The organism is Bradyrhizobium sp. SZCCHNR1053, from assembly GCF_032381235.1.
Taxonomy (GTDB): Bacteria; Pseudomonadota; Alphaproteobacteria; order Rhizobiales; family Xanthobacteraceae; genus Bradyrhizobium.
Genome location: NZ_JAUHJM010000001.1, coordinates 868,905 through 895,291, shown reverse-complemented (window position 1 = coordinate 895,291; position 26,387 = coordinate 868,905). Strand labels below are relative to the sequence as shown.

Here is a 26,387-nt window from a genome sequence, read left to right as displayed (position 1 = left end):
GACCATTCGCCAAGGGACATTGAAAGAGCGATGAGCGTGACCTCCGGAACCAAGACTGAGAGCGGCCTCGGTGAAACCGTTCGCGTCGTCGTTCATGCGCTACTGATTGCGCTGGTGATCCGCACCTTCCTATTCCAGCCGTTCAACATCCCCTCCGGATCGATGAAGGCGACCCTGCTGGTCGGCGACTATCTGTTCGTATCGAAATATTCGTACGGCTATAGCCACTACTCGATTCCGCTGTCGCCGCCGCTGTTCTCGGGCCGCATGTTCGGCTCGGAGCCGAGCCGCGGCGACATCGTCGTGTTTCGTCTGCCCAAGGACGACACCACCGACTACATCAAGCGCGTGATCGGCCTGCCTGGCGACCGCATCCAGGTGCGCGAAGGGCTGCTCTACGTCAACGACAAGCCGGTGCAGCGCGAGCGGCTCTCCGATTTCATCGGCGAGGATCCCTGCGGGCAGCCCGACTCGACCGCGCGCGTCAAGCGCTGGAAGGAGACCCTGCCGAACGGCGTCAGCTACGAGACGCTCGACTGCGTCGACAACGGCTATGTCGACAACACCGCGGTGTATACCGTGCCGGCCGGCAACTTCTTCATGATGGGCGACAACCGCGACAACTCGACCGACAGCCGCTTCCTCAGCCAGGTCGGCTACGTGCCGTTCGAGAACATCGTCGGCCGCGCGCAGCTGATCTTCTTTTCCATTGCCGAAGGCGAGCATGCCTGGGCGTTCTGGCGCTGGCCGGTATCGGTGCGCTGGAATCGAATCTTCAAATTCGTCCGATGATCGACGACTCACCCGAAATCCAGACGACGCAGGCTGCCGCATCGAGCCCGCAACCCGGCACGGGTGCGCTGGAGGCGACGCCCAAGGCCGCGTCCCGGCCGAAGTCTGAGATCAAGCCTGAGCAGAAGAGCGAGCCCAAGATCGAGTCGAAGACCGATTCCAAGACCGATCCGAAGCCGAGCTTCAAGGCGGATACGAAGACCGTCGAGTCCGAATCGGCGATCGCGAGCCCGGACGCGGCGGACACGGCCCAGCTTGTTGCCGAGACCGATCCCGACGGCAAGCCGCGCAGCAAGGCGAAGGGCAGTCGCCGCACCAAAAGCGCGGGAACCGGCGCGGCCAAGGGCGCCAAGGCCGCGGACAAGGCCGCCAATGCCGCGATCGAGGCGCGCATCGGTCATCACTTCGCCGATCCGTCACTGCTCAGCACCGCCTTCACCCACGTCTCGGCGCTGAAGTCGTCCAAGAAGCGTGGCGACAGCTATCAGCGGCTCGAATTCCTCGGCGACCACGTGCTCGGCCTGATCGTGTCCGACATGCTGTACCGCTCGTTTCCGAGCGCGGACGAGGGTGAGCTGTCGAAGCGGCTGGCCGATCTCGTGCGCAAGGAGAGCTGCGCCGACGTCGCCAAGTCGCTCGGCCTGCTCGACGACATCAAGCTCGGCGCGGTCGGCGCCGGCGCCGGGGCGCGGTTGCGCAAGTCGGTTTTGGGCGACGTCTGCGAGGCGGTGATCGGCGCGATCTTCCTCGACGGTGGCTACGCGGCCGCCGCTGGATTCGTCGAGCGCAACTGGACCGAGCGCATGCACAAGCCGCGGCGCCCGCTGCGCGATCCGAAGACGGTGCTGCAGGAATGGGCCCAGGGCAAGGGCCTGCCGACCCCGGTGTACCGGGAGGTCGAGCGCACCGGCCCGCATCACGATCCGCAGTTCCGCGTCGCCGTCGATCTGCCGGGCCTGGAGCCCGCTGAAGGCGTCGGTGGCTCCAAGCGGGCGGCAGAAAAGGTGGCGGCATCGGTCATGATCGAGCGCGAAGGCGTCAGCGGCGGCAGCAATGACGGCTGAACAGCAATCAGTGCCGGCTGTCCAGACCCGCTGCGGTTTCGTTGCGCTGATCGGCGCGCCCAACGTCGGCAAATCGACGCTCGTCAACGCGCTGGTCGGCTCCAAGGTCACGATCGTCTCGCGCAAGGTGCAGACGACGCGAGCGCTGATCCGCGGCATCGTCATCGAAGGCGCGTCTCAGATCATTCTGGTCGACACCCCCGGAATTTTCGCGCCGAAGCGCAGGCTGGACCGCGCCATGGTCACGACGGCCTGGAGCGGGGCGCATGACGCCGATGTCGTCTGCGTGCTGCTCGATGCCAAGAAGGGCATCGACGACGAGGCGCAGTCCATCATCGACAAGGCGGCCGCCGTCGCGCACGAGAAGATCCTGGTGGTCAACAAGGTCGACCTGGTGCCGCGCGAGAAGCTGCTGGCGCTGGTCGCGGCTGCCAACGAGAAGCTGTCCTTCGCGCGCACCTTCATGATCTCGGCGATCTCGGGCGACGGAGTCGACGATCTCAGGCGGGCCTTGGCGGAGATGGTGCCTCCCGGTCCGTTCCACTATCCCGAGGACCAGATGTCGGACGCGCCGATGCGGCACCTCGCGGCCGAGATCACCCGCGAGAAGATCTATTCGCATCTGCATCAGGAGCTGCCGTACCAGTCCACCGTCGAGACCGACAGCTGGACCGAGCGCAAGGATGGTTCGATCCGGATTGAGCAGACGATCTTCGTGGAGCGGGACAGCCAGCGCAAGATCGTGCTCGGCAAGGGCGGCGCGACGATCAAGTCGATCGGCGCGCAGTCGCGCAAGGAAATCGCCGAGATTGCCGGCGTGCCGGTGCACCTGTTCCTGTTCGTGAAGGTCCGCGAGAACTGGGGCGACGATCCCGACCGCTACCGGGAAATGGGGCTCGAGTTCCCCAGGGAATGACAATGAGCGTGCCGCGCAACGTGTTGTGGTTCGAAGTGCTGCTCTACATCTCGCTGATGCTGGATGCGTTGTCTGTTGCCGTCTCGGACCGGACGCCGACCTTCGACATGACCGAGGACATGATCACCGCGCAGACCGTGCTCAACGGGGTGGTCATCCTGCTGCTGTTCTATTTCGTCTATCTGGCGGCGCAGCGCCGCAAGAACTGGCCGCGCTGGGTGCTACTGGCGGCGCTGGTGCTGTCCGACATCTCCCTGGTGCAGGTGATTGGTCAGAAGGGCATGACGCTCGATGCCGGCATCGAGGTCATCTCCTGCGCGCTGACGACGATGGGATTGTACTACTCGTTCACGGGCGATGCGCGCGGCTGGTTCAACGCGTGATGGATGGAATGCAGATTGCGGGGTGGGCAAAGCGCAGCGCGCCCACCCTGCGTTTGGCGCTTAACGATCATTCCGTCATTGCGAGCGCAGCGAAGCGATCCAGGGCTGCGCGTGAAACTCTGGATTGCTTCGCTGCACTCGCAATGACGGTGTTTGTGGCGGCAGCACGCGCGAGCAACGTTGGGGCTTGATCGTCGACTGGCGCTCACGGCTTGGCGTCTGCGAGTGGTGGAGATCCCACACCGATGGAATGGACCGACGATGGCATCGTGCTGGGCGTGCGGCGGCACGGCGAATCCTCGGCCGTCGTCGAGTTGCTGACCCGCGAGCATGGCCGGCATCTCGGTCTCGTGCGCGGGGCGAGCGGCAAGCGCATGCGGCCGGTGCTGCAGCCGGGCAACACGGTGCGCGCGATCTGGCGCGCGCGGCTCGACGAGCATCTCGGCATGTACGCCATCGACGCGCTGACCTTGCGGGCGGCGGGGCTGATCTCCGCGCAACACGGCGCCTACGGCGTGACGCATCTTGCCTCGCTGGCCCGGCTGTTGCCGGAGCGCGATCCGCACGAGGACATGTATCTGCGGCTCGAACATGCGCTCGATGATTTCGAGGATGCGGGCGGCGCCGCCGTCCACATCGTACGCTTCGAGCTGGCGATCCTCGCCGAACTCGGCTTCGGGCTCGATCTCGACTCCTGCGCTGCGACCGGTGAGACCTCGGACCTGATCTACGTATCCCCGAAGTCGGGCGGCGCGGTGTCGCGCACGGCCGGCGCGCCATGGGCCGACCGGCTGCTGCCGTTGCCGCCCTTCCTGCGCGAGAGCGACCAGGGCCATGGCTGGTCGCAGCAGGATCTGCTCGACGGTTTCCGGCTGACCGGCCTGTTCCTGCTTCGTCACGTGTTGGAGCCGCGCGGGCAGGGCCATTCCGACGCCCGCGAGGGCTTCATCAACGCCGTGACGCGGGCAAGGCTCGCCTCGCGATAGGGCTCGGTTTTCGACGCTCGTCGTCATGTGCCCTCGCGCTTGTTCGCCAACGTCGAGACTGACGACACACGCGCCGGCATCACGGCAAAGCTGATCCGGATACCGTCTCCGACTGTGACGTCATTCACATCCGCCTTCACATGACCGACGTAGGATCATGCAACAATCCTGGTTGATGACCAGTTTCGCATCATTTTGAGGTTGCGTCGTCCGCGGCTCATGGCGAAGATTGTAGCCCTTCGGCGAGATGCGTTTCGTGCGCGCCTTTTTTCATCACCGTGGGGCATTTCGATCATGAGCGATTTCGAGAACAGCAAATCCAGCAACGGGTTCACGTCCAAGCTGTGGCGTGGAGAGCGCATGACGATGATCGGCTTCGACGTCGCCGAGCCCGAACCCGATCTGGTCGGATTCTCGATCGAGGTGAAGTCGCCGGGCGCGCGGGATTTTTCCCAGTTGCGCAACAGGATCGCGTTTTCCTATCCGGCCGGGGCCGGCGCGGAGGTCGACGGCAACCGGAATTTCCCGTCGACCGAGGCGCCGTTCCAGAAATTCCGCTGGATCCATTTTCCTTACCGGCCCAAGGACGGAGTCTATACGTATCGCGTCGCCAAGCAGCACATGCGCAATGACGGCACGCTCGTGGCAGGGACCAGCCTCTCGCTCGACATCACGCAGAGCGCCGTGACCTATGATGGCCTCATCGACATCGGTTTCACCCGCAACTTCGCCTCGTCTCAGGCCTATCGCGATCAGTTCGGCAACAATGCCGAGATCATCCCCGTCGAGAGCCGCGACGGGCCGAGCTTCGAGAAGCTCGACCTCGCCAACGAGGCCGGCGACAGCGTCTACGAGTGGCTGGGGTTCGAGGCCTACGACCTCCTGTTCGGCTTCTTGAAAGAGGCCCTGGCGGATCCCGGGCTCACGCTCGACGTGATGGCCTATGACCTCAATGAGCCCGACGTGATCGGCCTGCTGGAGCAGTTCGGCCCGCGGCTGCGCGCGATCATCGACGACTCCAACGCCAAGGATAACAGCCACAAGCTGCCCGGCAGCGCGGAATCGCGCAGCGCCAAGCGCTTCAAGCAGGCGGGTGCTGCCGTGCTGCGCACGCATTTCAGCAATCTCCAGCACAACAAGGTCCTGATCACGCGCCGCAACGGCAAGCCCGAGAAGGTGCTGTGCGGCTCGACCAATTTCACCTTCCGCGGCCTCTATATTCAGGCCAACAACATGCTGGTTTTTCATTCGCCTGATGTCGCCGGGCTGTTCGGCGAGATGTTCGACATCGCCTTCGAGGACCCCTCGGCCTTCCGGACGAATGATTTTTCCAAGAAGTGGCACGCCGTCCACACCGAGGGAAAGCCGACCGTACAGCTCTGCTTCTCACCGCATCAGGCCACTGATCTCTCGCTCAATCCGATCCGGGCCGCGATCGATCAGGCCACCTCGTCCGTGTTCTACTCGGTCGCATTTCTGAGCCAGCTCGGTGACGGTCCGACCAAGGAGGCGTTCGACCGCGTGATGGAGCGGCCGATCTTCAGCTACGGTACCGTCGACAAGCGCGGCGCCCTGGAGCTGCGCAAGCCCGACGGCTCGATCGGTCTCGTCGATTTCGCCTATCTCGCGAGCAAGGCGCCGGAGCCGTTCCGCAGCGAATGGTCCGGCGGCAAGGGCCGTAACATCCATCACAAGTTCCTGGTGACCGATTTCAGCCTGCCGACCGCGAAAGTGTTCACCGGATCGAGCAACTTCTCGCCGAGCGGCGAGAAGGGCAACGGCGACCATCTCATCATGATCGAGGACCGAAAGATCGCCACCTCCTATGCGATCGAGGCCACCCGCGTGTTCGATCACCTGCAGTTTCGCAACCGGATGCGCGACGCGTTCCACGGCAAGTCCGAGCGGCAGCGCGCTGCATCCGCGCCTGCCGCGATCACGCTGCGCAAGCCGACCGCATTGTCCGGCAAGCCGGCCTGGTTCGAGCGCTTCTATGTCGAGGGGTCGCAGGCCGAACGCGATCGATTGCTGTTCTCGTCCTAGATATCGTTACGGACAGAGTTGGAGACGACCATGCCATTGAACGACTATTCGCTTCTCAAGGGTCGGCCCATCAACAATCGTCTGGCGACGGGAAGCAGTCCGCACTATCAGGTGCAGGTCTCCGCCGATGGTGAGCTCTATCGCATCGCCATCAATGTCCGCTCCCAGGATGGCAGCGAGGTCGAATTCCTGGTCCGCTCGCGCTTCGAACATCCAATCGTCGACGGCTTGAAGGCGTTTTCGGAAGGGCTGCATCCGCTGGAGAGCAAGCCCGGCGGCGTGGCACTCGATTTCATCCGGGGCAATCTGATGCAGCCATGGGAGCTGAAGCCGCTGCCGCTGTCGGCCGCGGGTCCCGACAACGATCTCAACGAGAAGATCGACGCCTACGTTCAGCGCGCCATGTCGGACGAGACGGCTCTCATCTATGCCTTCGGCGTCGCATGGGGACCGGAGGACAAGGCCGACCGCTATTTCGGCTTCAAGCCAGGCCGCGGCATCCACGACATCCATTTCAACCAGGGTAATCCGCCCGGCAAATACGCCAAGGACAACGGTCCCTGGCAGGATGGCGGACTGCTCTTCGAGTTTCCCGACCAGCAGCAATGGGTCGCTGTCTTCCTGAAGTTCCAGACCCAGGCTTGGCACTCGGACGATGCTAGCGGAGGGGTCATCCTTCCGCCCGATCCCGATCACCCGAACGCACCGCATACGCCTCCCGACCGCGACCACATTCCGCCGCTCGACGTGCCCGATGGGCTGGTGCGGATCATCGCGGCCTATGTCAACGACGTGCGCACGCCGGAGCAGGAGACGGTCACGCTGCTGAACACCGCCGATGTCGACGTCGATCTCACTGGCTGGCAGATCAAGGACAGGCAGAAGAACGCCATGCAACTGAGCGGCACGATCGCGCGCGGCGCCACCTTGGTGGTGCCCATCGTCGCGCCGGTCGCGCTGTCGAACCGCGGCGGAATCATCACGCTGTTGAATGCCGCGGGCGTGAAGGTGCACGGCGTCTCCTATACGCGGGAACAGGCGGCGCAGCCGGGCCGCACCATCCCGTTCCAGTCGTGACCGCGTGTTTCGGCGGAGCCGTGCCTTGAAGCGCGGGCTCTCCGCTGGCGCAGCGGCGGAGCGATGTGTACTCCTGTCATGCGAGGGACCAAGGCAAAAGGGCGGCACATTGCCGCCCTCCGCCCAGGCCACGGTGTGAGAGGAGAGCGTCATGGGAGTCCTGGTCGACGGCCAATGGCACGACGTCTGGTACGACACGGCGGCGTCCGGCGGCCGTTTCATCCGCAAGGATTCGGCGTTCCGAAGCTTCGTCACGGCTGACGGCCGTCCGGGCCCGTCCGGCACCGGCGGCTTCGAGGCCGAAGCGGGCCGCTACCATCTCTATGTCAGCCTGGCCTGCCCATGGGCTCACCGCACCCTGATCATGCGCGCGCTGAAGGGGCTCGATGACATGATTTCGGTATCGGTCGTGCACTGGCTGATGCGCGAGCAGGGCTGGACGTTTGCCGAGGGTCCGGGCGTCGTGGCCGACAGCGTCAATCACGCCGGCCTTCTGCATCAGGTCTACACCGCCGCGGAGCCGCATTATTCCGGCCGCGTCACCGTGCCCGTGCTCTGGGACAAGCAAAACCGCACCATCGTCAACAACGAGTCATCAGAGATCATCCGCATGCTGAACTCGGCGTTCGACGGCGTCGGCGCCAAGCAAGGTGACTATTATCCGCGAGCCCAGCGCGATGAGATCGACGCCATCAATGCGCGCGTCTACGATACGCTGAACAACGGCGTCTACAAATGCGGCTTCGCGACCACGCAATCCGCCTATGAGGAGGCGATCGGCCCGCTGTTCGCCACGCTCGACTGGCTGGAGGAGCGGCTGTCGACGCGCCGCTTCTTGCTCGGCGACACCATGACCGAGGCCGACATCCGGCTGTTCACGACCCTGATCCGCTTCGATGCCGTCTATGTCGGCCACTTCAAGTGCAACATCCGCCGCATCGCCGACTATCAGCATCTTTCAGCCTACACGCGCGATTTCTACCAATGGCCGGGGATTGCCGCGACAGTGAATTTTGAGCACATCAAGCGGCACTACTACGAGAGCCATCGCACCATCAACCCGACCGGCATCGTCCCGGTCGGGCCGCTGCAGGATTTCACCGTGCCGCATGGGCGCGAGCGCCTCGCGGCGAACTGACGAGGATCCATGGCGGGCGAACCCAACCTTGATACGCTGCTGCGCACGATGGCTCCCGAGCTGCAGGACGGCGTATTCGTGTTCTGCACTGTCGATCCGCATCACGACATCCCGGTCGAGCTGACGCCGTTGATGCTGTTTCGAGAGCGCGAAGGGATCACGCTGATCGTCCGGCGCGAGGACGCCGAGCAGGTCGGGCTGCCGTATCAGTTCGTCGCGCGCCTGATCACGCTGTCGGTGCTATCAGCGCTCGATGCGGTCGGCTTGCTCGCCGCGGTCACGACCTGCCTCGCAGGGGCGGGCATCAGCGTCAACGCTGTCTCGGCCTTTCATCATGATCACCTGTTCGTCCCGGAAGCGCAGGGAGAGCAGGCGATACGGCTTCTGCAGGAGCTGTCCCGCAGCGCGGCCAGCAGATGATTGCGCAAGGCCGGCGACCGAGTCAGGCTTTGCCCCTGGTGGGATGACGCGATTGGCTACGTCCGGTTGTGCTCGGCTTCTTGCGTGGGACGGGTCGAGACCGATGCGTGTCACGTGCGGCGCGGGGAGCTGGCGGCCGGCGTGGTCCGGTCAGCGTTCGCGCAGCTTGCGCGCGCACCAGGTCCATCAGCATCATCGCTGCGGGCGATAGAGTCCGTCCCTTCAGCCGCAGGATGCCGAACTGCGCCATCAGCAGGTCCGACGCGCGAGGCTCTTTCAGTTCGGCCACGTTGAGGCGGACCAACTGCCCGGACGCCAGCTCGTGGGTGAGCACGGCATCGCCGGCGACGAGCACGATGTCGGAGCGAATGGCCATTTGAATCAGCAGGCTCGCGTTCTCGGATTCGAGCGCGACGTCGAAGCCGCGGCCCTCCGGCGCAGCGATGAGCGCTTCCAGGCGCCTGCTGAATTCCGGTGGCAGCGCAACGGAGGTGAAGTGCTGGCCGGCGAGCTCGCGCGCCGAAAGCTCCCGTCGGCGCGCCAACGGATGAGTCGCCCGACAGTAAAAGTGTCCCGGAAGGCCGCCGAGCGGCTCGATGTCGAGGCTGTCGTCGGCGCGGATGTCGGTGATGTGCGCGAGGAAGAAATCGAGCTTTCCTTGCTGCAGCACCTCCATCAGGGCGCGCCAATTGTCCTGCACCACGATGATGCGCACGGACGGGTGCTCCGAATACAGCCGCGCCATGGCATCCGGCAGAAGCGTCAGCCCGGTGAACGCGCCGACGCCCACCGTCACCTCGCCGGCATCTCCCGAGCGCAGCAGGCGCATCTCGCGGCCAAGGTCGTCTGCGCTCGACAGGAGCGAGCGGGCCCGCGCCACCAGTCGCTCGCCGACCGGTGTGATCTCCACCGAGCGCGAGCTGCGGTCGAACAGCCGCATCCCGGCGGCGTCCTCCAAGGTCTGCAAGCTGCGGCTCAGCGCCGACTGCGTGACGTGGGCGCGCTGGGCCGCCCGGGCGAAATGCCGCTCTTCCGCGAGGTAGACCAACTGCTGCAGCTGGCGCAGGGTGGGGGTGTACATCGATGCACCGAAATCATTGATCAAGCCATAACAATTCATTGGATTTCTGAGACCGTCAATTCCAAAATGGGGCAAATATAAACAGGGGAAATGCCATGGCGGGGCCGGCCAAGTCGCCCCGAGCTGCGGCAGTTTCCCCGCAACAGGCTTTTCTCATGCCCAACGGCGCACAAGCTCTGATACGGACCCTGGTCAATTCCGGCATCCGGGTCTGCTTCACCAATCCCGGCACCTCCGAGATGCATTTCGTCGCCGCGCTGGACTCCGCGCCGGAGATGCGCGCCGTGCTGTGCCTGTTCGAAGGGGTGGCGACCGGTGCGGCGGACGGCTACGCCCGGATGACCGGCACGCCCGCGGCAACGCTGCTGCATCTCGGTTGCGGTCTCGGCAACGGCCTCGCCAATCTGCACAATGCGCGCAAGGGCAAGGTGCCCGTCGTCAACATCGTCGGCGACCACGCCACCTATCATGTCCCGTATGACGCGCAGCTCCAGTCCGACATCGAGACCGTCGCGCGCAACGTCTCGCCGGAATTCGTCTGGACCTCGCAGGTGACGTCGGAGCTGTGCCGTGACGCGGTGGCGGCCGTGAAGGCGGCATGCTCCTGGCCCGGGCAGGTCGCGACGCTGATCCTGCCGGCCGACGTGTCCTGGGGTGAGGGAGGCGTCGCCGAGCCGGCGCCGGTGATCGAGCCGCCGGCGCCCGCCGACGATTCCGCCGTGCAGGCCGTCGCCGAGGCGATCAAGTCGGGCGGCCGCAGCGCGCTTCTGCTCGGTGGTACGGCGCTGCACGAGGAATCCCTGCTGGCGGCCGCGCGCATCGCCGCGGCCTGCGGTGTGAAGGTCTACGCCGAAACCTTTCCGACGCGCATGCAGCGTGGAGCGGGCCTGCCGGCCGTCGAGCGCATCGCCTATCTCGCCGAGATGGCGCAGGTTCAGCTCAAGGAGATCGACACGCTGATCCTGGTCGACGCCAAGGCGCCGGTGTCGTTCTTCGCCTATCCCGGCAAGAAGAGCTATCTGCCGCATGACGGCTGCAAGGTGCTGACCTTGTCGACGCCGGCGCAGCACGCCGCGTGCAGCCTGACCAGGCTTGCCGCCGCCCTGGAGGCCGGGCGCGCCACGCCGGCGTTGTCACCGGCCTCGCGGCCCGGACGTCCGCGCGGCAAGAAGCTGACCGCGGAAAAGGTCTGCAAGGCCGTGGGCCATCTCCTGCCCGAGAACGCCATCATCATCGACGAGGCGATCAGCTCCGGCCTGATGCTGTCGAAATTCACCGCGGGCGCGCCGCGCCACGATCTGATCACTTTGACCGGCGGCGCGATCGGGCAGGGGCTGCCGAATGCGATCGGGGCGGCGATCGCCTGTCCGGACCGGCCGGTGATCGCGCTGATCGGCGACGGCAGCTCGATGTACACGATCCAGTCGCTGTGGACGATCGCGCGCGAGCGGCTCAACATCACCGCCGTGATCTTCAACAATGCATCCTACTCGGTGCTCAACGTCGAGCTGGAGCGGGTCGGCGCCGAGGAGATCGGACCGAAGGCGCGGGCGCAGCTCGACCTGCACGGACCGGTCCTCAAGCTCGCGCAGATCGCCGACGGCATGGGCGTACGCGCGACCCGCGTCAGCACGCCGGACGAATTCACCAGCGCGTTGCAGGGAGCGCTGGCGCGGCCGGGGCCGCATCTGATCGAGGCCATGGTGCCGCCGGCGCTGACCGGCCTCAAGCTGAAGCTTTTGCCGCACCTCTTGGGATCGCTCGACCGCGTCCCGCTGCCGGTGGCGCGGATGCTCAAGCGCAAGATCGCGCCGTGACATGAGCGCGACGCTGCAATCCGATGTCGTCATCGCCGGCGGCGGTCTCGCCGGCATCGTCACCGCGCTGGAGGCACTGCGCGCCGGCAAGTCGGTGACGATCGTGGACCGGGACACGCCCGAGCGGTTCGGCGGGCTGGCGTTGTGGGCGTTCGGGGGCATGGCGCTGGTCGGCACGCCGTTGCAGGCGCGCATGAAGATCCCGGATACGCCCGAGATCGCGTTGCGCGACTGGATCAGGTTTGGCGAGCTCGATGCCGCCGAGCACTGGCCGCTGCAATGGGCGCGCTACTACGTCGCGCATTCGCGCAGCGACGTTTACGACTGGCTGCTGGCGCACGGCGTGACGTTCATGCCGGCGGTGAACTGGGTCGAGCGCGGCCGGCACGGCGACGGCAATGCGCTGCCGCGCTATCACATCGTCTGGGGCACCTCGCAGCGGCTCACGCGCGTGATGATCGAAGCGATGCGTGCGGCCGATAGCGGCGGCCGGCTGACGGTGCTGCACCGTCACCGCGTCGTCAGCCTCGATCGCGCTGCCGGCGCCGTATCGGGCGTTGTTGCCGTCAACGAGGAGACGGGCGCCGAAATCCGCATCGCCGCGCCGCTGACAGTGCTGGCGATGGGCGGCCTCAATGGCAGCCACGAGGAGGCCCGCGCCAATTGGGTGAAGAGCCGGCCGCTGCCGCAGGCGATGCTCAATGGCGCGCATCCGTTCTCCGACGGCAAGCTGCATCACCACGCGGCCGAGGCGCTCGGCGCCGAGATCACGCATGCCGGCGAGATGTGGAACTACGCCGCCGGCATCCCGCATCCGTTTCCGCAATTCGACGGCCATGGCCTGTCGCTGGTGCCGTGCAAATCGGCACTGTGGCTCAATCACAGGGGCGAGCGCATCGGCCCGGAGCCGCTGGTGACTGGCTTTGACACCCATGATCTGTGCCAGCGGGTCGCGGCGCAGGAGAAACCGTATACGTGGCATCTGTTGAACTGGCGCATCGCCGCCAAGGAGTTCGCCATCTCCGGGGCCGAGCACAATCCGCGCATCCGCGACCGGCAGATGCCGATGTTCCTCAAGGAGACCCTGTTCGGCAATCATCGCCTGGTCAGGCAGATGCAGCGCGAGAGCCGGCATTTCTTGGTCGACGAGACGCTGGCCGGTCTCGCCGCCAAGATGAATGCGCTGACCGGCACCGGCGACGTGAAGCCGGAGGTGCTGCAGGCCACCGCCGACGCCTTCGACGCGAACTTTGGGAATAGCGACAAGCTCCACAACGACGACCAGTTGCGCCGCATCCTGCACGCGCGGCAATGGGGGCCCGACAAGCTCCGCACCTGCAAGCCTGCGCCGCTGCAGGCGCCGGGCACCGGGCCTTACATCGCCATTCATATGCAACTCATCACCCGCAAGAGCCTCGGCGGCCTCAAGACCGATCTGCAGAGCCGGGTGCTCGACACCACGGGTGCGCCGATCGGCGGCCTCTATGCGGTCGGCGAAGCGGCCGGCTTCGGCGGCGGCGGCGCGTCCGGCAAGCGTTCGCTGGAGGGGACGTTCCTGCCGGGTTGCATTCTCACCGCACGGGCGGCGGTGCGCGCAATGTGACGCTACGGGAACCGTACGAGTCGACGGAACCGTCGCTGAATTTTTGCTCCGTCGCTGTCGATCCGGTGCTGCTACGTTCGTCTTCAAGGCACAGGAGATGGAGACCCGTCATGAAGATCTACTGGATCAAGGCCCAGGCGCCGCGCCGCGTGCTGGCGCTGGTGAAGCATCTCGGCGTTCCCGCCGAGTTCATCGACATCAGCCGCGGCCTGAAGACGCCGGAGTTCGCCGCGCTCAACCCCAACATGAAGGCGCCCGTGCTGGTCGATGGCGACACCGTGCTGTGGGAGTCCACCGCCATCATGGCGCACCTCTGCATTCGCGAGAGCTGCGACATGTGGCCGGCGCGCGATCCGCAGGAGCAGATCGAGGTGCTGCGCTGGCTGGCGTGGAACGACTGCCATTGGGCGCCGGCGGTCGGACCGTTCTATTTCGAGCACATCGTCCGCAAGACGTTCGGCCTCGGTGTGCCTGACCGTGCGGCGCTGGCCGGCAAGGTCGCCAACCTGAAGACCTTCGCCGCCGTGCTCGATGCGCATCTGCGGGCGCGCAGCCACGTCGCCTGCGACAGGCTCACCATCGCCGATTTCGCGGCGGCCTCGATGGCGACCGACTGGCGCGAGGCCGAGATGCCGATGGAGTCGTTTCCGAACATCGTGCGCTGGCTCGATGGCCTGATGCGGCTGCCGGCGTGGGCCGAGCCGTGGCCGGAGAAGCGCTCCGTCGCGGCCTGAGGCTCACGGCTGCGCGATGCCGTGGCCGAGCTGCTTGGAGATCTCGGCCGCGCAGGCACGCAGCCGCATCGCCAGCGGTGACTGCCAGCCGGCATCGAAGGTGCCGGCCGGGCCCATCGCGGTGATGACCAGCGCGACGTGGCCGGCGTGATCGAACACCGGTGCGGCGAAGGCATTGACGCCGGGCAGGGGATCGCCGACGGCGCGCGCGAGCCCCTGCGCGCGCACCTCGGCCAGCATCTCGGCGACCTTCGGACTCTTTGGTGAGCGCTTGGGATTGTAGCCGACGCCGAGACGATCGAGGCCGGTGTCGAGCGCGGCCTTCACGGTCTTCGGCGGCAGGAACGCCGCGAAGGCCCGGCCGGTTGCCGTCTCCAGCAGCGCCATGATCGAGCCGACTCGCATCACGATGTGCACCGGATGGCTCGGCTCCTCCAGCCGCACCACGGTCGGGCCGTTGGTGCCCCACACGGCGAGCGACACCGCGTGATCGATGGCCCCGGCGAGCGCGGCGATCTTCGGCGTTGCGATCCGTACCGCCGACAGCCGCCGCAGGCTGATCAGGCCGAGCTCGAGCGCGAGCGGGCCGATCTCGTAGCGTCCGGTGGTTTCGTCCTGCTCGATCAAACCGATGCGCGAGAAGCTGACGAGATAGGGATGCGCCTTGGCGGGCGGCAGCCCGGCCTCGCGCGCGAGGTCGCGCAGCATCATCGGCTCGCCGCTGCGCGCCAGTGCCTGCAGCAGGGTGCCGCCGACCTCGATCGACTGGATGCCGCGGCTCTCTCGTCCCATGTCTCGTTGTGCCCCCTGGTCCGGCGCCGTGCCTACACCGCCAGGAAGCCGCCGTCGACCGGCAAGGTCACGCCGTTGACGTAGGACGCCATGTCCGAGACCAGGAACGCCACCGGGCCCGCGAGCTCCTCGGGCTGGCCGACGCGGCCGAGCGGCGTGCGGCTCATGAAGCCGGCGAGCCGCTCGGGATCGTTGCGGGTCGACTCCGTCATCGCGGTGGCGATCACGCCGGGCGCGATCGCGTTGACGCGGATGCCGTCGGCGGCGAGCTCGCGCGCCAGCGCCTGGGTCAGCGACTTCACGCCGCCCTTGGAGGGCGAGTAGCCGAGCGTGTTGCTGATGCCGATGAAGGAGGCGACGGAGGCGATGTTGACGATCGTGCCGCGCGTCGCGCGCAACGCGGCGAGAAACGCGTAGGTGACGTTGAACACGCCGTTGAGATTGACGTCGAGCACGCGCTGCCAGTTTTGTGGCGCGCGGGCTGAGTCGATGCCCTCGCGAATGATGATGCCGGCGTTGTTGACGAGGATGGAGATGGCGCCGACCTCGGTGCGCAACTGCGCCGCCAATGCGGTGCAGCCCGCGGCGTCGGTGACGTCGAGCCGATGTGCCCACGCCTTGCGGCCGTGATCGCGGATCTCGGCGGCGCAGCGCTCGGCGCCCTCCAAGTCGATGTCGGTGATGATCACGTCGGCGCCGCGGCCGGCGAGCCCCAGCGCGATCGCGCGGCCATTGCCGTGCGCCGCGCCCGTCACCAGCGCGAGCTTGCCGGCCAACATCTGACTGTCGCTCATGCGGGGCTCCTTTGCCTGGCGCGTTCGGCGAGATGCCGGCCGGCAATGTAGCCGAAGGTCAGCGCCGGGCCCAGCGTGATGCCGGCGCCGGGATAGTTGCCGCCCATGATGCTCGCCATGTCGTTGCCGGCGGCATACAGCCCCTCGATCGGCTGGCCCTGCGCATCGAGCGCGCGGGCATGCTCGTCGGTGCGGATGCCGGCATAGGTGCCGAGATCGCCGATCACCATCTTGATCGCGTAGAACGGCCCGTCCTTGATCGGCGCCACGCACGGGTTCGGCCCGTGCAGCGCATCGCCCTGGTAGCGATTGTAGGCGCGCGAGCCCTTGCCGAAGGTCGGATCCTGGCCCAGCGCCGCATCGGCGTTGAAGGCGGCGACGGTTGCTTCCAGCGCCATCGCGTCGATGCCGGCCACGCGCGCGAGCTCGACGAGCGTCGCGCCGCGCTTGAGATAGCCGGTGCTCAAATGATGCCCGAGCGGCATCGGGAACGGCGGCACGCAGCCGAGGCCGTAGCGGCGCAACGAGCGGTGATCGGTGATCAGCCAGGCCGCGATTTCGCGGCCGGGCTTGGCCGCCTTGACCATCGCCTGCACGAAGTCGTGATAGGAATTGCCTTCATTGGCGAAGCGCACGCCGTCCGCGGTCACTGCGATCACGCCGGGCTTGGCACGGTCGATGAAGTGCGGCATCACGCCCTTGCTGCCGTCCTTGCGCGTGGTGACGGAGACCGGCACCCAGGCCGCCGCATGCGGCAGGCCGTCCTCGACCCGGCCGCCGACCGCTTCCGCCAGCCGCAAGCCGTCGCCGGTGTTGCCGACCGGGCCGGGCGACACATGCTCCTGGCCGGTCGGCGCATGCGGAAACATCGCCTTGCGCCTCTCGACATCATGCGGGAAACCGCCGCAGGCAAGCACCACGCCGAGCCGCGCATTCACTCGGATGCGCCGGCCCTGCCGCGTCACCACGGCGCCGCGCACGGCATCGCCGTCGCGGATCAGCTCCGCCACAGGCGACGACAGCCACAGGGGAATGCCGAGATCGAACGCGGATTTCGCCAGCCGCCCCGCCAGCGCATTCCCGTTGGTGAGCGTCATGCCGCGGCCATGGCGCAGCACGTCCAGCGCATGTTTCGACAGCCGCTTGGCGACATAGAACGCTGACGCCAGCGACTTGGTCGCGCGCATGAAATGGATGATCTCCTTGCCGGAGCCGAGCATCATGCCGAACACGGTGAGCTCGGGCAGCGGCTGGCCGAGATCGTTGATGTGATCGCCCAGCTCGCGGCCGTCGAACGGCCGCGTCACCATCGAGCGGCCGCCCTGCGTGCCGCCCGGCGCCTCCGCGTGATAGTCAGGGAAGGTCAGCGGCATGTCGAACTTGAGTGCCGTCTTGCCGATGAAGAAGTCGACCGCCTCCGGGCCCTTGCTCAGGAACGCATCGACCCGCGCCGCATCGAAACTGTTGCCGGCTTCATGACGCAGATAGCTGCGCGCCAGCTCGGGCGGCTCGTCGATGCCCCACGCCTTCGCCAGCGAGGTCCCGGGGATCCACAGCCAGCCGCCGGAGCGCGCGGTGGTGCCGCCGAACCGCGGCTCCTTTTCGGTGACGAGGACCTTCAGCCCGGCATGGGCGGCGGTAACCGCCGCTGACAGCCCGGCCGCGCCGGAGCCGACCACCAGCACGTCGCAATCATAGCTGTCGCCGTCCTTGGTATCGGCTCCGCTCATGCGCGCGCTCCTACTTCTTCAGCAACGGGCACTTGGACTCGGAGACCGGCCGGAACGCATCCTCGCCCTTCACGGTCTTGACGATCTCCAGATAGTCCCACGGCTCCTTCGACTCCGACGGCTTCTTGACGCGGGCGAGGTACATGTCGCGGATGACCCGGCCATCCTCGCGCAACTTGCCGCCGTGAACGAAGGCGTCCTCGATCGGCAGCTCGCGCATCTTCGCCATGACAGCCTTGGGATCATCGGTGCCGGCCGCCTTGATCGCCTTGAGATAGTGCAGCACCGAGCCGTAGACGCCGGTCTGGATCATGGTCGGCATCACCTTGGCGCGGGCGTAGAACTTCTTCGACCAGGCGCGGGTGGCCTCGTCCATCGCCCAATAGGACGCCGTGGTCATGTAGGTGCCCTGCGCGGCCTCGAGCCCGATCGCATGCACGTCGGTGTCGAACATCAGGAGGCCCACCAGCTTCTGGCCGCCCTTCACCAGGCCAAACTCGCCGGACTGCTTGATCGCGTTGTCGGTGTCCTGGCCGGCATTGGCGAAGGCGACGACGTCGGCCTTGGAGCTCTGCGCCTGCAGCGCGAAGGAGGAGAAGTCGGCGGTGTTGGTCGGATGCTTGACGCCGCCGAGGATGGTGCCGCCGAGCTCCTTGATGAAGCGCGTGGCGTCCTTCTCCAACTGCTGGCCGAAGGCGTAGTCCGCGGTGATGAAGTACCAGGACTTGCCGCCCTGGCCGATCACGGCCGAGGTCGTCACCTTGGACAGCGCATACGTATCATAGGTGAAATGCACGGTGTTCGGGCTGCACAGCTCGTCGGTCAGCGAGCTCGCGCCGGGACCGGACAGCAGCGCGATCTTGTTGCGCTCGCGCACCATGTTGTGCACGGCAATCGCGATGCCGGAGTTGGGGATGTCGACGACGGCGTCGACCTTGCCGTTGTCGAACCAGTCGCGCACGACCGTCGTTCCGACGTCGGTCTTCATCTGGTGATCGGCGCTGATGATCTCGATCGGCTTGCCGAGCACATTGGGGCCGAACTCCTCGACCGCCATCTTGGCCGCCTCGACCGAGCCCGGCCCGCTGTTGTCGCGTCCCCAGCTCGAGAGATCGGTGAGTACGCCGATCCGCACCACGTCGTCAGAAACCTGGGCTGAAGCGCCTGTCGCGATGAATGATGTCGTTGCCAGGAACGCGCAGGCGAGCAGCTGCCGTCGCATGAAGATCCTCCCCATTTTGCTCCGCTCTGTCGGCGGTGATGGGAATTAGACATTGACGAATAGATTTGTCAATTGCGAACGGGTGGGACGTGGCGCAGCGGCCGGGGGATAGAAGATGGAGGCCGGCGGCGCGTCAGGCGCGATCCGACGTCCTCATGGTGAGGAGCGCCGCGTGCGGCGCATCTCGAACCAAGAGGTCCCGAAGTGAGCGCGTTGGGAATGCTTTACGACTGTAGGAAAGCCTGTGATCCGCTCTACATGCGCGGCATGATCTGCAGTTCGAGCAGCGCGAGCCGCTGCATCGCGGTGACGTCGCGCTCGCCGGCCTTGGCGGCACGCAGCACGGCTTCCGCAAGCAGGTTCACGTTCGTCGAACTCACCGGCTCGGGCAGCGCGGCGACCGACGCGTTGAGGGCTTCGGTCATCAGCGCGATGACATCAGGCGAAAAGGACGCATCGGAAAAATTCTTCATGCAAAGATGCCCGCCAGCAGGTCGTGCTTCGGTTGATATCGCATACGCATTACGTTGATGCGGAGAGAACGCGCTTTGGGCGCTATCGGTTCCCGCGGTCGCGTTGAGCTGCGTGCGGTCCCGTTTCTGATATGCAGAATTGAACGATCTCCCATGCGCCAATTGCCCGTCGAGCCAATCTGCCGCAGTCCGCACGGCTTGTGTCGTCGGGCAAATCAGGACGATGTTTCCGCGCATCCCGCCTCCACATGAGGGGCGCATCGCGATCGTCACGAGACGTAGGAAGCGGGGAGCGGTGGCCTGTCGGATCGCAGCGTGCATGTGCGCGCGGACGAACGTGTCCGGCAGGACGAGGAAATCGCAGCGTCCTGGCGCCCCGATGCTGGCGCCAAGTCCGTGGGTGATGATCCCAGGGGCGACGGTGGCTCACAAGCCGGACACCGGGGAGACTGCGTATAACTCGTAAGCCCATCGCACAGGGAGGGCCGGGTCGTCCGGCTGACCTGTGGTACCTGCCGCCTGCATTTTTTTCGCAGGCGGGCCACGGGCCTCAGTCGAGGTCCGGCCTTCCCTGTGCCCTCTGTCCGAAGAGGGCAATCGATCTTGATAGCTCGGGCGCGGAGCGCGTCGCGAGAAGGCAGGACGACGTCTCCAACGCGGAAATTGAGATAGTGGATCAATGGTAGCCCCGAACTCGTCATGCCGGGCTTGTCCCGGGCATCCACGTCGTTCGGCGTGTGCAGTGTGCGTGGATGGCCGGGACAAGCCCGGCCATGACGAGCAAGATTTGAGATCTATCGCTTCATCGGCATCGGAATGCGCATTCGGCGACGTGCAATGATCGAGCTACCCCTTGATGAAGGCCAGAAGGTCGGCATTGATCACGTCGGCATGCGTGGTCGCCATACCGTGCGGAAATCCCGGATAGGTCTTCAAGGTCCCGTGCTTCAACAGCTTGATGCCGATGCGCGCGGAATCGTCGATCGGGACGATCTGGTCGTCCTCGCCGTGCATCAGCAGCACTGGCACGTCGATCGCCTTCAGGTCCTCGGTGAAGTCGGTCTCCGAGAACGCCTTGATGCAATCGTAATGGGCCTTGGTGCCGCCCATCATGCCCTGGCGCCACCAGTTGCGGATCACGCCTTCGGAAACCTTGGCGCCGTCGCGGTTGAAGCCGTAGAACGGGCCGGTCGGAATATCGAGGAAGAATTGCGCGCGGTTGGCGGCGAGCGCCGAGCGGAAGCCGTCGAACACCTCGATCGGCAGTCCGCCGGGATTGCTCGCCGTCTTCAGCATGATCGGTGGCACCGCTCCGAGCAACGCGGCCTTGGCGACGCGGCCCTTGCCGTGCTTGGCGACGTAGCGCGCGACCTCGCCGCCGCCGGTGGAGTGGCCGACATGGATCGCGTCTCGCAGGTCGAGCTTCGCGGCAAGCGCAGCGACATCGGCGGCGTAGGTGTCCATTTCATTGCCGGTCTCCGTCTGGCTGGAGCGGCCGTGACCACGCCGGTCGTGCGCGATGACGCGAAAACCCTTGTCGAGGAAGAACAGCATCTGCGCGTCCCAATCGTCGGACGACAGCGGCCAGCCGTGGTGGAAGACGATGGGCTGGCCCGATCCCCAGTCCTTGTAGAAGATCTGCGTGCCGTCCGATGTCGTCACGAATCCTGAGCTCATGGAGCATCTGCCTTTCTCACTGGATGGGATCTGCCGCGTTCAAGGCGCGGCGCGATGGCTCTCCTCGCAGGGCCGTTGCGTCGGCGAGGATGAGCGCCGTCACCTTAGCGACGGCGGGTGACGATCTCAGCTACACAGACTCGTGTGCGACATCGTTGCACCTCAACGGGACGCGGGTCGGCTGCTCAATCCGTGAGCGTTGCGACATGCGTCGGCGTCACGTGAACTGCATAATTTCCGGGCCGGGTTGCGGTTCCGCGGCCGAAGTCCCGGCTTTTTCCTCGGGGAACCGGGCAGGGCCGTCATTGCGCCCCAGCGCATCATCGCATAAAGCCTGTTCCCAAATCGTTCACGCTAGCTCAGGCTCAAGGGCTAACCCACTGAAAGCTCAACGCGAATGGGAAAATCACTGATTCCGCCGGAACCAGCCGAGATTCACGAGGTGACGCTCCGGGATGCGCTGGAAGAGCGCTATCTCGCCTACGCGCTCTCGACCATCATGCACCGCGCACTGCCGGACGCGCGCGACGGCCTCAAGCCCGTGCACCGGCGCATCCTCTACGGCATGCGGCTGCTGCGGCTCGACCCGGGCACGGCGTTCAAGAAATCCGCCAAGATCGTCGGCGACGTGATGGGCTCGTTCCATCCGCATGGCGACCAGGCGATCTACGACGCGATGGTGCGCCTCGCGCAGGATTTTTCCTCGCGCTATCCGCTGGTCGACGGCCAGGGCAATTTCGGCAACATCGACGGCGATAATCCGGCAGCCTACCGCTACACCGAAGCGCGCATGACCGATGTCGCGCGGCTGTTGCTGGAAGGCATCGACGAGGACGGCGTCGAGTTCCGGCCGAACTATGACGGCCAGTCGAAGGAGCCGGTCGTACTGCCCGGCGGCTTCCCGAACCTGCTGGCCAACGGCGCCCAGGGCATCGCGGTGGGCATGGCGACCTCGATTCCGCCGCACAATGCCGCGGAGCTCTGCGACGCCGCGCTGCATCTGATCGAGAAGCCTGACGCCAAGTCGCGCGCGCTGCTGCGCTGGGTCAAGGGGCCGGACTTCCCGACCGGCGGCACCGTGATCGATTCCAAGGAGTCGATCATCGAGGCCTACACCACCGGCCGCGGCTCGTTCCGTGTCCGCGCCAAGTGGAAGCAGGAGGAGGGCAACCGCGGCACCTGGATCGTCGTCATCACCGAGATTCCCTATCTCGTGCAGAAGTCACGGCTGGTCGAGAAGATCGCAGAGCTGCTCAACGAGAAGAAGCTGCCGCTGGTCGGCGACGTCCGTGACGAGTCGGCCGAGGACGTGCGGCTCGTGATCGAGCCGAAGTCGAAGAACGTCGATCCGGCGCTGATGATGGAATCGCTGTTCCGGCTCACCGATCTCGAGAGCAAGATTCCGCTGAACCTCAACGTGCTGATCAAAGGCCGCATCCCCAAGGTGGTGGGCCTGGCCGAGTGCCTGCGCGAATGGCTCGACCATCTGCGCGACGTGCTGCTGCGGCGCTCGAACTACCGCAAGAAGCAGATCGAGAACCGGCTGGAGATTCTCGGCGGCTATTTGATCGCCTACCTCAACATCGACGAGGTGATCAGGATCATCCGCACCGAGGACGAGCCCAAGCCGGTGCTGATGAAGACGTTCAAGCTCACCGAGGTGCAGGCCGAGGCCATCCTCAACATGCGCCTGCGTAGCTTGCGCAAGCTCGAGGAAATGGAGATCCGCACCGAGGACAAGAATCTGCGCGGCGAGCTGAAGGGCATCAATGCGCTGCTCGGATCCGAGGAGCTGCAATGGGCCAAGGTCGGCGAGCAGGTCAAGACGGTCCGCGACATGTTCGGGCCGAAGACGCCGCTCGGCAAGCGCCGCACCAATTTCGCCGACGCGCCCGAGCACGATCTCGCCGCTATTGAAGAAGCCTTCATCGAGCGCGAGCCGGTCACCGTCGTCGTCTCCGACAAGGGCTGGGTGCGCACCTTGAAGGGCCACGTCGCCGACCTGTCGAACCTGCAGTTCAAGACCGACGACCAGCTCGGCCAGGCGTTCTTCGCCGAGAACACCTCCAAGGTGCTGCTGTTCGCCAGCAACGGCAAGTTCTACTCGCTCGATGTCGGCAAGCTGCCCGGCGGCCGCGGCCACGGCGAGCCGATCCGCATGTTCATCGACCTCGATCAGGACGCCTCGATCGTGTCGATGTTCGTCAACAAGGGCGAACGCAAGTTCCTCATTGCCGCCTCGGACGGTCAGGGCTTCGTGGTCAAGGAGGAGGATTGCGTCAGCAACACCCGCAAGGGCAAGCAGGTGCTGAACGTGACCGCGCCGGCGGAAGCGCGCGCCATCACGACCGTCCAGGGTGATCAGGTCGCGGTCATCGGCACCAACCACAAGATGGTGGTGTTCGGGCTCGACCAGGTGCCGGAGATGGCGCGCGGCCGCGGCGTCCGGCTGCAGAAATACACCAGCGCGCAGCTCTCCGACGTCACCACCTTCGAGCAGAAGCAGGGACTGGCCTGGAAGGATTCCGCCGGCCGCGACCAAGGGCTGAGCTGGAAGGAGCTGGCCGACTACCGCGGTAACCGCGCCGATGCCGGGCGCATCGCGCAGGGGCTGCCGAAGTCGAACAAGTTCAACCGGCCGCTCGAGTAGCGACGTAATAGTATCCGTCGAGCGGCCGTCTATATCAGGCAGCGGGCGATCGCGAGGTGCGCGATCGCCCGGGGGCACGTTGGATGGCGCACTCGCATTCTCATCATCACGGCCATGACCATTCCCATGATCATGGCCCCTCACATGCCCACGGCCATGCCGGCCACAGCCATGCGCCGGCGAGCTTTGGTGCGGCCTTTGCGATCGGCGTGTCGCTCAACACGGCCTTCGTCATCGCCGAGCTTGTGTTCGGCTATGCCGCGCATTCGCTGGCACTGATCTCGGACGCCGTCCACAATCTGTCCGACGTGATGTCGCTGCTCCTGGCCTGGGGCGCCCTATGGCTGGCGGGCCGGCGGCCGACCGACCGCCATACCTACGGCTATCGCCGCGCCTCGATCCTGGCGGCGCTGATCAATGCGGGGCTGCTGCTGGTGGTGGTCGGCGGCATCGCCGTCGAGGCGCTCGATCGCCTGCGCAATCCGGGCGAGGTGGCCGGCACCACCGTGCTGTGGGTCGCCGCGCTCGGCATCGCCATCAACGGCGCCACCGCGATGATGTTCATGCGCGGCCGCGACACCGACCTCAACATTCGCGGCGCCTACCTGCACATGGCCGCCGATGCCGCCGTGTCGTTCGGCGTGGTCGTCGCGGCGCTGGTCACGATCTGGACGGGGTGGCTGTGGATCGATCCGGTGGTCAGCCTGGTTATCGCGCTCGTCGTGCTCCTGAGCGGCTGGGATCTCGCCCGCGACAGCGTCAATCTGGCGCTCGACGCTGTGCCGCGCGACATCGCGCTGCCGGAGGTGCGCGAATATCTCGCCTCCCTCGACGGCGTCAGCCAGGTGCACGACCTCCACATCTGGGCGATGAGCACCAACGAGACCGCGCTGACGGCGCATCTGGTACGGGCAGGCGGAACGGATGATGCATTCCTGCATCGCGTTTGCGCCGAGCTGTCACATCGCTTCAACATCCAGCATCCGACCCTGCAGATCGAGGCCGATGGCTGCGCCTGCAAGCTCGCTCCTGCCGACGTGGTGTGAGCCGCGATGGGTCAGCTCCCGCCAGCCAGTCTGCACAGCGCGCCGGCGATTTCTCTCGACCGGCGGAGTTCCCATTCCGGCCGGCGGCGGCGCCGTGGTAACAGTGACCATTTCCCGCATCGCGGCCGCACCATCAGGGACACGATGCGTGGGGTGAGACGCATGGCACGGGAATGTGCCTTTGGAACGCAACGACTGGACAGCCCATGCCCGTGACGATCTTTCACAATCCGGCCTGCGGCACGTCGCGCAACACGCTCGCGATGATCCGCGCCTCGGGTGAGGAGCCTGAGGTGATCGAATATCTGAAAAGCCCGCCGAGCCGCGAGCAGCTGATTGCGCTGATCAACGCGATGGGCGTCAAGGTGCGCGACGTGCTGCGCGAAAAGGGCACGCCCTATGCCGAGCTTGGGCTGGGCGATTCCAAATGGACCGACGACCAGCTGATCGAGGCGATGCTCGCGCATCCGATCCTGATCAACCGGCCGATCGTGGTGACCAGCAAGGGCGCGCGGCTCTGCCGCCCGTCCGAACTTGTGCTCGACCTGCTCGATCATCCCGTCTCCTCCTTCACCAAGGAGGACGGCGAGGTGGTGAGCCGGCCGGCCTGAAGCTTTCCGGATCGTGACGCGTTGATGAGCTGAAACCATGGACACGGCGACCCGTCTCGAAGTGGCGAACTGGCTCGTGGCTCAGAGCCTGACCGGCATGCCCGAAAATGAGATCCTGCGCGGCTTCTGCGAGCGCTGCCGCGTGGCCGGGCTTGAATTGTCGCGCAGCCTTGCGATCATCGATACGCTGCATCCGATTTTCGAGGGGCGTGGCTTCCGCTGGAACGATTTCGACACGAACGAAGCGGACAGCTTTGAATATGGCTCCAGCAATGAGGGAGAGGCGGCACAGAATTGGCGGCGCTCGGTCTTCCACCACATGCTGGAGAACGGCCATGACGAGTTCAGCATCGACTTCACGAATTGTGCGCATCTCGATTTTCCGGTCATCGAGGAGCTTTCCGCACAGGGGCATCGGCACTATCTCGCCTTCGTGCACCGGTTCGGGGAAGCCGGCACGCTCGGCCAGATGGACTGCTTCTATTCCAACTGGCTGACGCGACGTGACGGCGGCTTCACCGATACGCAGGTCGGCGCATTGCGCGACCTGGTCCCGCTGCTCGCGCTGACGATCAAATCCGCGCAGCAGGTCGATATCGTGCGAACCCTTGGCCGCGTCTATCTCGGCCGCGATGCGTCGGAGCAGGTGCTGCGCGGCCGGATCTCCCGCGGTGTCACCGAGCGCATCAATGCGGTGCTGTGGTTCTCCGACCTGCGCAGTTCGACTGCGATCAGCGAGAGCATCTCGCCGGACGAGATCATCCCGCTGCTCAACGACTATGCGGAGGCATCGATCGACGCGATCTACGAGTCGGGCGGCGACGTGCTGAAGCTGATCGGCGACGGCGTGCTGGCGATCTTCACCGGCGGCGACATGGCCTCGGCCCGTCACGCTGCGCTGCGCGCCGAGCATCGCTTTCGGCTGAACATCATGAAGCTGAACGCGCGGCGCGCCGGCGAGGGACGGCCCGTCACCTCGGCCTATGTTGGCCTGCATGTCGGCGAGGTGTTCTACGGCAATATCGGCAGCGAGGACCGGCTCGACTTCACCGTCGTGGGACCGGCCGTCAACGAGGTCAGCCGCATCGCCTCGATGTGCCGCTCGGTCGATCGCGAACTGTTGGCATCCTCCGAGTTCTGCGAGGGGCTCGACAACGAAGGTCGCCGCTATCTGGTGTCGACCGGGCGCTACGCGCTGCGCGGCATCGGCCGCGCGCAGGATCTCTTCACGCTCGATCCGGAACTTGCCGGCAGCGCATCGGCCACGCGGGCCTACGAGAACTACCTGGCGGACGAGATGTCGCACCCTTGACCCACGTCAATGCCCCGCAGAAGCGA

The 26,387-nt window shown here is 65.8% G+C and carries 23 protein-coding genes; 16 read left to right on the top strand and 7 right to left on the bottom strand.

Features of this window, described 5'->3' with window-relative positions; genetic code table 11:
* The first annotated feature begins 30 nt into the window (after positions 1–30).
* The 9 genes from lepB to QX051_RS04245 all read left to right on the top strand — a co-directional run bounded on the left by lepB (position 31) and on the right by QX051_RS04245 (position 8,819).
* Positions 31–792, top strand: a complete 762-nt coding sequence (gene lepB / locus QX051_RS04285) for a signal peptidase I (RefSeq protein ID WP_315740255.1) — start codon at positions 31–33, stop codon at positions 790–792.
* Positions 789–1,856 (top strand): ribonuclease III, encoded by a 1,068-nt coding sequence (gene rnc / locus QX051_RS04280; protein WP_315775190.1) that lies wholly within the window; start codon positions 789–791, stop codon positions 1,854–1,856. The genes lepB and rnc overlap by 4 nt, the downstream gene beginning before the upstream one ends.
* Positions 1,846–2,772, top strand: a complete 927-nt coding sequence (gene era, locus QX051_RS04275) for a GTPase Era (protein ID WP_315775189.1) — start codon at positions 1,846–1,848, stop codon at positions 2,770–2,772. The genes rnc and era overlap by 11 nt, the downstream gene beginning before the upstream one ends.
* Before the next feature lie 2 nt (positions 2,773–2,774).
* Positions 2,775–3,155, top strand: coding sequence for a hypothetical protein (locus QX051_RS04270; protein WP_315740252.1), 381 nt, complete (start codon positions 2,775–2,777; stop codon positions 3,153–3,155).
* Between the two features lie 245 nt (positions 3,156–3,400).
* Positions 3,401–4,141, top strand: a complete 741-nt coding sequence (gene recO / locus QX051_RS04265; RefSeq protein WP_315775188.1) for a DNA repair protein RecO — start codon at positions 3,401–3,403, stop codon at positions 4,139–4,141.
* Positions 4,142–4,435: 294 nt separating this feature from the next.
* Positions 4,436–6,184 (top strand): phospholipase D-like domain-containing protein, encoded by a 1,749-nt coding sequence (locus QX051_RS04260; RefSeq protein WP_315740250.1) that lies wholly within the window; start codon positions 4,436–4,438, stop codon positions 6,182–6,184.
* Positions 6,185–6,214: 30 nt separating this feature from the next.
* Positions 6,215–7,261, top strand: coding sequence for a DUF2278 family protein (locus QX051_RS04255; protein ID WP_315740249.1), 1,047 nt, complete (start codon positions 6,215–6,217; stop codon positions 7,259–7,261).
* Positions 7,262–7,412: 151 nt separating this feature from the next.
* Positions 7,413–8,399, top strand: a complete 987-nt coding sequence (locus QX051_RS04250; protein WP_315775187.1) for a glutathione S-transferase family protein — start codon at positions 7,413–7,415, stop codon at positions 8,397–8,399.
* A 9-nt stretch (positions 8,400–8,408) separates the two neighbouring features.
* Positions 8,409–8,819, top strand: coding sequence for an ACT domain-containing protein (locus QX051_RS04245; RefSeq protein WP_315775186.1), 411 nt, complete (start codon positions 8,409–8,411; stop codon positions 8,817–8,819).
* Positions 8,820–8,841: 22 nt separating this feature from the next.
* Here the strand turns inward: QX051_RS04245 and QX051_RS04240 are convergent, their stop codons facing one another.
* A complete protein-coding gene (locus tag QX051_RS04240; protein ID WP_315775185.1) occupies positions 8,842–9,900 on the bottom strand; it encodes a LysR family transcriptional regulator in 1,059 nt (352 codons plus the stop codon).
* 155 nt (positions 9,901–10,055) lie between these two features.
* Between QX051_RS04240 and QX051_RS04235 the strand changes: the two genes are divergently transcribed.
* The 3 genes from QX051_RS04235 (at position 10,056) to QX051_RS04225 (ending at position 14,054) form a co-directional block, all read left to right on the top strand.
* Positions 10,056–11,717, top strand: a complete 1,662-nt coding sequence (locus QX051_RS04235) for an acetolactate synthase large subunit (RefSeq protein ID WP_315775184.1) — start codon at positions 10,056–10,058, stop codon at positions 11,715–11,717.
* 1 nt (position 11,718) lies between these two features.
* Complete coding sequence (locus QX051_RS04230; RefSeq protein WP_315775183.1) at positions 11,719–13,320, top strand: FAD-dependent oxidoreductase; 1,602 nt, start codon at positions 11,719–11,721, stop codon at positions 13,318–13,320.
* A gap of 110 nt (positions 13,321–13,430) precedes the next feature.
* A complete protein-coding gene (locus tag QX051_RS04225) occupies positions 13,431–14,054 on the top strand; it encodes a glutathione S-transferase family protein (protein WP_315775182.1) in 624 nt (207 codons plus the stop codon).
* 3 nt (positions 14,055–14,057) lie between these two features.
* Here the strand turns inward: QX051_RS04225 and QX051_RS04220 are convergent, their stop codons facing one another.
* From QX051_RS04220 to QX051_RS04195, 6 genes are all read right to left on the bottom strand, one after another.
* Positions 14,058–14,846: an IclR family transcriptional regulator gene (locus tag QX051_RS04220; protein WP_315775181.1), complete on the bottom strand. Its 789-nt coding sequence runs from the start codon at positions 14,844–14,846 to the stop codon at positions 14,058–14,060.
* A 32-nt stretch (positions 14,847–14,878) separates the two neighbouring features.
* Positions 14,879–15,640: a glucose 1-dehydrogenase gene (locus QX051_RS04215; RefSeq protein WP_315740242.1), complete on the bottom strand. Its 762-nt coding sequence runs from the start codon at positions 15,638–15,640 to the stop codon at positions 14,879–14,881.
* Positions 15,637–17,370 carry an FAD-dependent oxidoreductase gene (locus tag QX051_RS04210; RefSeq protein WP_315775180.1) on the bottom strand — a complete coding sequence of 578 codons (1,734 nt, stop codon included), beginning with the start codon at positions 17,368–17,370 and terminating at the stop codon, positions 15,637–15,639. The genes QX051_RS04215 and QX051_RS04210 overlap by 4 nt, the downstream gene beginning before the upstream one ends.
* A 10-nt stretch (positions 17,371–17,380) precedes the next feature.
* Positions 17,381–18,592, bottom strand: coding sequence for an ABC transporter substrate-binding protein (locus QX051_RS04205; RefSeq protein WP_315775178.1), 1,212 nt, complete (start codon positions 18,590–18,592; stop codon positions 17,381–17,383).
* A 254-nt stretch (positions 18,593–18,846) separates the two neighbouring features.
* Positions 18,847–19,302: a hypothetical protein gene (locus QX051_RS29445; RefSeq protein WP_409998058.1), complete on the bottom strand. Its 456-nt coding sequence runs from the start codon at positions 19,300–19,302 to the stop codon at positions 18,847–18,849.
* 609 nt (positions 19,303–19,911) lie between these two features.
* A complete protein-coding gene (locus QX051_RS04195; RefSeq protein WP_315775177.1) occupies positions 19,912–20,742 on the bottom strand; it encodes an alpha/beta hydrolase in 831 nt (276 codons plus the stop codon).
* A 397-nt stretch (positions 20,743–21,139) separates the two neighbouring features.
* On the opposite strand from QX051_RS04195, the gene parC reads away from it, so the two are divergent.
* From parC to QX051_RS04175, 4 genes are all read left to right on the top strand, one after another.
* The gene (parC, locus tag QX051_RS04190; RefSeq protein ID WP_315775176.1) at positions 21,140–23,392 is read left to right on the top strand and encodes a DNA topoisomerase IV subunit A; all 2,253 of its coding nucleotides are present in this window, start codon (positions 21,140–21,142) and stop codon (positions 23,390–23,392) included.
* 83 nt (positions 23,393–23,475) lie between these two features.
* Complete coding sequence (locus QX051_RS04185; RefSeq protein ID WP_315775175.1) at positions 23,476–24,438, top strand: cation diffusion facilitator family transporter; 963 nt, start codon at positions 23,476–23,478, stop codon at positions 24,436–24,438.
* Positions 24,439–24,644: 206 nt separating this feature from the next.
* Positions 24,645–25,049 (top strand): arsenate reductase (glutaredoxin), encoded by a 405-nt coding sequence (arsC, locus tag QX051_RS04180; protein ID WP_315775174.1) that lies wholly within the window; start codon positions 24,645–24,647, stop codon positions 25,047–25,049.
* A gap of 37 nt (positions 25,050–25,086) precedes the next feature.
* On the top strand, positions 25,087–26,361 hold the full coding sequence (locus QX051_RS04175; RefSeq protein WP_315775173.1) for an adenylate/guanylate cyclase domain-containing protein: 1,275 nt from the start codon (positions 25,087–25,089) through the stop codon (positions 26,359–26,361).
* Positions 26,362–26,387: the final 26 nt, after the last annotated feature.

What these genes read in the sequence shown, in the direction of transcription:
- QX051_RS04270 (WP_315740252.1), top strand. Translation starts at nt 2,775, where the DNA reads ATGAGCGTGCCGCGCAACGTGTTGTGGTTCGAAGTGCTGCTCTACATC.
- QX051_RS04205 (WP_315775178.1), bottom strand. Translation starts at nt 18,592, where the DNA reads ATGCGACGGCAGCTGCTCGCCTGCGCGTTCCTGGCAACGACATCATTC.
- QX051_RS04185 (WP_315775175.1), top strand. Translation starts at nt 23,476, where the DNA reads ATGGCGCACTCGCATTCTCATCATCACGGCCATGACCATTCCCATGAT.
- QX051_RS04235 (WP_315775184.1), top strand. Translation starts at nt 10,056, where the DNA reads ATGCCCAACGGCGCACAAGCTCTGATACGGACCCTGGTCAATTCCGGC.
- QX051_RS04210 (WP_315775180.1), bottom strand. Translation starts at nt 17,370, where the DNA reads ATGAGCGGAGCCGATACCAAGGACGGCGACAGCTATGATTGCGACGTG.
- QX051_RS04225 (WP_315775182.1), top strand. Translation starts at nt 13,431, where the DNA reads ATGAAGATCTACTGGATCAAGGCCCAGGCGCCGCGCCGCGTGCTGGCG.
- QX051_RS29445 (WP_409998058.1), bottom strand. Translation starts at nt 19,302, where the DNA reads ATGCGCGGAAACATCGTCCTGATTTGCCCGACGACACAAGCCGTGCGG.
- QX051_RS04195 (WP_315775177.1), bottom strand. Translation starts at nt 20,742, where the DNA reads ATGAGCTCAGGATTCGTGACGACATCGGACGGCACGCAGATCTTCTAC.
- rnc (WP_315775190.1), top strand. Translation starts at nt 789, where the DNA reads ATGATCGACGACTCACCCGAAATCCAGACGACGCAGGCTGCCGCATCG.
- QX051_RS04220 (WP_315775181.1), bottom strand. Translation starts at nt 14,846, where the DNA reads ATGGGACGAGAGAGCCGCGGCATCCAGTCGATCGAGGTCGGCGGCACC.
- parC (WP_315775176.1), top strand. Translation starts at nt 21,140, where the DNA reads ATGGGAAAATCACTGATTCCGCCGGAACCAGCCGAGATTCACGAGGTG.
- QX051_RS04240 (WP_315775185.1), bottom strand. Translation starts at nt 9,900, where the DNA reads ATGTACACCCCCACCCTGCGCCAGCTGCAGCAGTTGGTCTACCTCGCG.
- QX051_RS04250 (WP_315775187.1), top strand. Translation starts at nt 7,413, where the DNA reads ATGGGAGTCCTGGTCGACGGCCAATGGCACGACGTCTGGTACGACACG.
- recO (WP_315775188.1), top strand. Translation starts at nt 3,401, where the DNA reads ATGGAATGGACCGACGATGGCATCGTGCTGGGCGTGCGGCGGCACGGC.
- QX051_RS04260 (WP_315740250.1), top strand. Translation starts at nt 4,436, where the DNA reads ATGAGCGATTTCGAGAACAGCAAATCCAGCAACGGGTTCACGTCCAAG.
- QX051_RS04215 (WP_315740242.1), bottom strand. Translation starts at nt 15,640, where the DNA reads ATGAGCGACAGTCAGATGTTGGCCGGCAAGCTCGCGCTGGTGACGGGC.
- arsC (WP_315775174.1), top strand. Translation starts at nt 24,645, where the DNA reads ATGCCCGTGACGATCTTTCACAATCCGGCCTGCGGCACGTCGCGCAAC.
- era (WP_315775189.1), top strand. Translation starts at nt 1,846, where the DNA reads ATGACGGCTGAACAGCAATCAGTGCCGGCTGTCCAGACCCGCTGCGGT.
- QX051_RS04230 (WP_315775183.1), top strand. Translation starts at nt 11,719, where the DNA reads ATGAGCGCGACGCTGCAATCCGATGTCGTCATCGCCGGCGGCGGTCTC.
- QX051_RS04175 (WP_315775173.1), top strand. Translation starts at nt 25,087, where the DNA reads ATGGACACGGCGACCCGTCTCGAAGTGGCGAACTGGCTCGTGGCTCAG.
- lepB (WP_315740255.1), top strand. Translation starts at nt 31, where the DNA reads ATGAGCGTGACCTCCGGAACCAAGACTGAGAGCGGCCTCGGTGAAACC.
- QX051_RS04255 (WP_315740249.1), top strand. Translation starts at nt 6,215, where the DNA reads ATGCCATTGAACGACTATTCGCTTCTCAAGGGTCGGCCCATCAACAAT.
- QX051_RS04245 (WP_315775186.1), top strand. Translation starts at nt 8,409, where the DNA reads ATGGCGGGCGAACCCAACCTTGATACGCTGCTGCGCACGATGGCTCCC.